At 72.5% G+C, this 5,045-nt stretch carries 7 protein-coding genes; all 7 read left to right on the top strand.

Annotated features, from left to right (window positions below):
- The coding region (locus AB7J25_RS30085; protein WP_428514681.1) for a hypothetical protein at nt 1-344 on the top strand (344 nt) is incomplete at its 5' end.
- On the top strand, nt 341-973 hold the full coding sequence (locus AB7J25_RS30090; RefSeq protein ID WP_428514683.1) for a DUF2461 domain-containing protein: 633 nt from the start codon (nt 341-343) through the stop codon (nt 971-973). The genes AB7J25_RS30085 and AB7J25_RS30090, both read left to right, overlap by 4 nt.
- A 32-nt stretch (nt 974-1,005) precedes the next feature.
- Nucleotides 1,006-2,433 (top strand): pyruvate kinase, encoded by a 1,428-nt coding sequence (pyk, locus tag AB7J25_RS30095; RefSeq protein ID WP_428514685.1) that lies wholly within the window; start codon nt 1,006-1,008, stop codon nt 2,431-2,433.
- 18 nt (nt 2,434-2,451) lie between these two features.
- On the top strand, nt 2,452-3,354 hold the full coding sequence (locus AB7J25_RS30100; protein ID WP_428514687.1) for an acyl-CoA thioesterase: 903 nt from the start codon (nt 2,452-2,454) through the stop codon (nt 3,352-3,354).
- Nucleotides 3,351-4,103 (top strand): dienelactone hydrolase family protein, encoded by a 753-nt coding sequence (locus AB7J25_RS30105; protein ID WP_428514689.1) that lies wholly within the window; start codon nt 3,351-3,353, stop codon nt 4,101-4,103. Before AB7J25_RS30100 ends, AB7J25_RS30105 begins: the two co-directional genes overlap by 4 nt.
- A gap of 140 nt (nt 4,104-4,243) precedes the next feature.
- The gene (locus tag AB7J25_RS30110; RefSeq protein ID WP_428514690.1) at nt 4,244-4,759 is read left to right on the top strand and encodes an OsmC family protein; all 516 of its coding nucleotides are present in this window, start codon (nt 4,244-4,246) and stop codon (nt 4,757-4,759) included.
- A 35-nt stretch (nt 4,760-4,794) separates the two neighbouring features.
- On the top strand, nt 4,795-5,045 hold a 251-nt coding region (locus AB7J25_RS30115), incomplete at its 3' end, for a PLP-dependent transferase (RefSeq protein ID WP_428514692.1).

Raw genomic sequence — 5,045 nt, forward strand, 5'->3', positions numbered from 1 at the left:
ACACGGCGGACGCGCAGGACACGGCGGACACCCAGGACACGGCGGACGCGCAGGACACGGCGGACACCCAGGACACAGCCGACGCGCAAGACACGGCGGACACCCAGGACACAGCGGACGCGCAGGACCAGGACACGGCGGACGCCCAGGACACGGCGGACGCCCAGGACACAGCCGACACCCAGGACACAGCCGACGCCCAGGACACAGCGGATACCCAGGTCACCCACACCACCGGCGACGGCAGCGACACCGACACCGCGCAGGACCGGGACGACCGTCCCACCGACCGTGACGGCGAGGTCGCACCCGCCCCCGCCTCGTCGTCCGACGCGGTCCGGTGACGTTCACCGGCTTCGGCGAGGACGCGGTCGAGTTCTACGACGGCCTGCTGGCGGACAACTCGAAGGCCTACTGGACCGACCGCCGCCACGTCTACGAGGAGCACGTCCGCACCCCGATGCTGGAGCTGCTGGCGGACGTGGCGGCGGAGTTCGGCGGCGGGAAGGTCTTCCGGCCGTACCGCGACGTCCGGTTCTCGAAGGACAAGACCCCGTACAAGACGGCCTGCGGCGCGACGGCGGGCGGGTTCTACGTGCAGGTGTCCGCGGACGGGCTGATGGCGGGCGGCGGCTACTACCGGATGGCCCCCGACCAGGTGACCCGCTTCCGCGCGGCGGTGGACGACGGGCGCCGCGGCGAGGACCTGGTCGCCCGGCTGGCGGCGATCGAGGCCGCGGGGTCGCAGATCGCGGGCGAGCAGCTCCGGAGCCGTCCGCGGGGCGTCGCCGCGGACCATCCGCGGCTGGACCTGATGCGCTACAAGGGCCTCTACGCCTGGCGCTCCTGGCCCCCTGACGACGTCCTGCACGAGCAGGGCGCACGGGACCGGGTAGTGGGTGCGTGGCGGGTGGCGAGGCCGCTCACGGACTGGCTGGACGACCACGTCGGGCCGTCCGACAGCCGACCCTGATCGTTCCAGTACCGGGGTCTACGCTGGGCGGCGTGAGCCGTCGAACCAAGATCGTCTGTACCATCGGTCCGGCCACCGCGTCGCCGGACAGGATCCGCGAGCTGGTCGCGACGGGTATGGACGTGGCGCGGCTCAACTTCAGCCACGGCAACCGCGAAGACCACAAGCGGGTCTACGAGATGATCCGCCGCTCCTCGGACGCGGAGGGTCGTGCCGTCGGCATCCTCGCCGACCTGCAGGGCCCGAAGATCCGCCTCGGGCGCTTCGCGGCCGGTCCGGTCGAGTGGCGCACCGGCGAGGAGGTGCGGATCACCGTCGACGACGTGACGGGGACGCACGACCGGGTGTCGACGACCTACCACGGCCTCGCCGGGGACGCCCGCGTCGGGGACCGGCTGCTGGTGGACGACGGCAAGGTGGGCCTGCGGGTCACGGCGGTGGACGGCCTGGACGTGGTGTGCCGGGTCACCGAGGGCGGCCCGGTGAGCGACAACAAGGGCCTGTCGCTTCCCGGGATGAACGTGTCGGTGCCAGCGCTCTCGGACAAGGACTGCTCGGACCTGACGTTCGCCCTGGATCTGCGGGTGGACGTGGTGGCGCTGTCGTTCGTCCGCAGCCCTGCCGACATCGACCAGGTCCACAAGATCATGGACTCGCACGGCGGCGGCCGGTTGCCGGTGATCGCGAAGCTCGAGAAGCCCGAGGCGGTCGACAACCTCGAGGCCGTCGTGCTCGCCTTCGACGGGATCATGGTGGCGCGTGGCGACCTCGGCGTGGAGCTGCCGCTGGAGCACGTGCCGCTCGTCCAGAAGCGGGCGATCCAGATCGCGCGGGAGAACGCCAAGCCGGTCATCGTGGCCACGCAGATGCTGGACTCGATGATCACGATCTCGCGGCCCACGCGCGCGGAGGCCTCGGACGTCGCGAACGCGGTGCTGGACGGCGCGGACGCGCTGATGCTGTCGGGCGAGACGAGCGTCGGCCGCTTCCCGATCAAGACGGTCCGGACGATGGCGCAGATCATCGAGGCCGTCGAGGCGGGCCCCGGGGTGTCGGTGCCGCCGCTGAACCACCTCCCGCGCACGAAGCGCGGCGTCCTGTCCTACGCCGCCCGCGACATCGGTGAGCGCCTGTCCGCCCGGGCGATCGTGGCGTTCACCCAGTCCGGCGACACCGTCCGCCGCCTGGCGCGGCTGCACACCCGGCTGCCGCTGCTCGCGTTCACGCCCGCGCCGGAGGTGCGCAGCCAGCTGGCGATGACGTGGGGTGTGGAGACCTTCCTGGTGCCGTCGGTGGACTCGACGGACGCGATGGTCCGCCAGGTCGACCAGTCGATGCTCTCGATCGAACGCTTCCAGCCGGGCGACCTCGTCGTGATCGTCGCGGGTTCGCCACCCAACAGCGTGGGCTCGACGAACCTGATCCGCGTGCACCGGCTCGGCGAGGAGGACCACGCCTAGGGCGTGATGCCTGGCACGATGCCGTCCGTGACGGCGACGGAGAGCCCGCTGGGCGGGCAGTCGGTGCTGGACGGGCTGGTGGAGCTGCTCGACCTGGAGCAGCTGGAGGTCAACCTGTTCCGCGGGGTGAGCCCGCCGCACAGCCCCACCCGGGTGTTCGGCGGGCAGGTCGCGGGGCAGGCGCTGGTGGCAGCGGGCCGCACGGTGCCGCCGGAACGCCCGGTGCACTCGCTGCACGCCTACTTCATCAGGCCCGGCGATCCGCAGATCCCGATCGTCTACGAGACGGAGCGGGTGCGCGACGGGCGCTCGTTCACCACGCGGCGGGTGCTCGCGATCCAGCGGGGCGAGCCGATCTTCTCGCTGTCGGCGTCGTTCCAGCTCGCGCAGGAGGGGTTGGAGCACAGCGAGCCGGGCCCGGTGGATGTGCCGGATCCCGGGTCGCTGCCGGACTTCGCGAGCCGGGTCGCCGCCGGCCGCAGCGGCGGGTTCTGGGACTCGATCCCCCGGCCGCTCGACATCCGCTACGTCGGCGAGCCGATGTGGTCGCCCGACCGCACCCCGACGGACGGCCCGGTGCGGGTGTGGATGCGTGCGGACGGCACGCTGCCCGACGACCCGCTGCTGCACGTCTGCCTGCTCACCTTCGCGAGCGACCTCACGCTGCTCGGCTCGGTGCTCGCCCGCCACGACGTCGACGTGGCAGGGGTGCAGATGGCGAGCCTGGACCATGCGATGTGGTTCCATCGCCCGTTCCGGGCCGACGACTGGTTCCTCTACGAGTGCTACTCGCCCACGGCGTCCGGCTCGCGGGGGTTGGCGCAAGGGCGGTTCACCACCCGCGACGGCCGACACATCGCCACGACCGTGCAGGAGGGGCTGGTCCGGCTGCCCCGGGCGGGGCAGGGGCGGGCCTCGTGACCGTCACCCAGACCGAGATCGCCTTCCCCACCGTGGACGGCCGGTCGCTGCCCGGCCTGCTCACCCTCCCGGACGCGGACGGGCCGCGTCCGGCCCTGCTCATGGTCTACGAGATCTTCGGCCTGAACGACGAGATGGGTCGCGTTGCGCGCGAGCTCGCGCAGGAGGGCTGGCCGGTGCTGATCCCGGACTTCCTCGCCCGCGGCACGAAGGTGTTGTGCGTGGCGAGGGCGCTGCGCACGATGGCGACGGGCAGCGGGCCGGAGCTCGACGACCTGGAGTCGGCCCGCCGGTGGCTGGCCGCCCGCCCGGAGGTGGACGGCACCCGGATCGGGACGGTCGGGTTCTGCCTCGGTGGGGGGTTCGCGCTGCTGCTCGCCGAGACCGGCCTGTACAAGGTGAGTGCACCGTTCTACGGCCGCACCCGCGACCTCACGAACGCGTGCCCGGTGGTGGCGAGCTTCGGCGGCCGCGACGCCGAGACCAACCGCGGCTACCCCGAGCACCTCGTGGAGAGCCTGGAGCGGCTCGGCGCCCCGCACGACGTCGTCACCTATCCCGAGGCGGGGCATTCGTTCATGACCCGCACGCCCGGGTTGATGGGCAGGCTGGGCCGGATGCTGCCGATCCACGCCGAGTACCACGAGCCGAGCGCCCGCGACGCGCACCGGCGGATCGTGGCGTTCTTCCGTGCTCATCTGGACGCTCATCCAGGCGCGCATCTGGACGGTCGGCCGCCCGTCGGGTAGACACGGAGGCGTGCCGATCACCGTGTTCCTCGTGCCGCTGGTGCGCCGGCGCCACGTCGATCACGCGGTGGTCTGCTCTGCGGCGTGCCCGGGCTCGCTCCGTCCCTGACACTTCATCTCACCCCCTCCGGAGCATCCGCATGTCCGCACCCACCCGGGCCTCGCTGCGCCCGCTGATCGACGCCACCGCCGCCGCCGTGGCCGACGACCCCGACCAGGCCCACGCCGTCTTCCACGCCACCGGCATCGGGGGCGAGGGCGTGCGCACCCACGTCCGCCTCGGCCGCCACGACCTCCTGATCGACGAGCCGCCCGTGCTCGGCGGTGAGGACGCGGCCGCCAACCCGGTGGAGCACGCGCTCGCCGCGCTGCTGTCCTGCCAGGTCGTCACCTACCGGTTCTGGGCCGACAAGCTCGGCATCCCGCTCGACGGGCTCGCCTTCGAGGTGGACGGCGACCTGGACGTCCGTGGCTTCTTCGGGTTCGACGAGGCGGTCCGGCCCGGGTTCGGGGAGGTCAGGGTCGCCGTGACGCTGACCGGACCCGCCGAGCAGGAGCGTTACGACGAGCTGCAGCGTGTCGTCGACGAGCACTGCCCGGTGCTCGACCTGTTCCGCAACCCGACGCGGGTGGTCACCACGCGGGTGACGGCCTGAGCGATGGCGGGCCGGCCCGGGGCAGGATGGTGTCCATGACCGACCGTCCCGAGCCGGCCCGCGACCGCACCTGGGGGTTCCGCACCCGCGCGGTGCACGCCGGGCACGTCCCCGACCCGGCCACCGGAGCCCGTGCGGTGCCGATCTACCAGTCCACGAGCTTCGTCTTCGAGGACACCACGGACGCCGCGAGCCTGTTCGCGCTGCAGAAGTACGGGCTGATCTACAGCCGCATCGCGAACCCGACGGTCGCGGTGCTGGAGGAGCGGGTCGCGTCCCTGGAGGG

The organism is Pseudonocardia sp. (assembly GCF_050246655.1).
Taxonomy (GTDB): Bacteria; Actinomycetota; Actinomycetes; order Mycobacteriales; family Pseudonocardiaceae; genus Pseudonocardia.

Excerpts from the sequence above, each read along its gene's own strand:
- AB7J25_RS30100 (WP_428514687.1), top strand. The coding sequence starts at position 2,452 with ATGCCGTCCGTGACGGCGACGGAGAGCCCGCTGGGCGGGCAGTCGGTG.
- AB7J25_RS30110 (WP_428514690.1), top strand. The coding sequence starts at position 4,244 with ATGTCCGCACCCACCCGGGCCTCGCTGCGCCCGCTGATCGACGCCACC.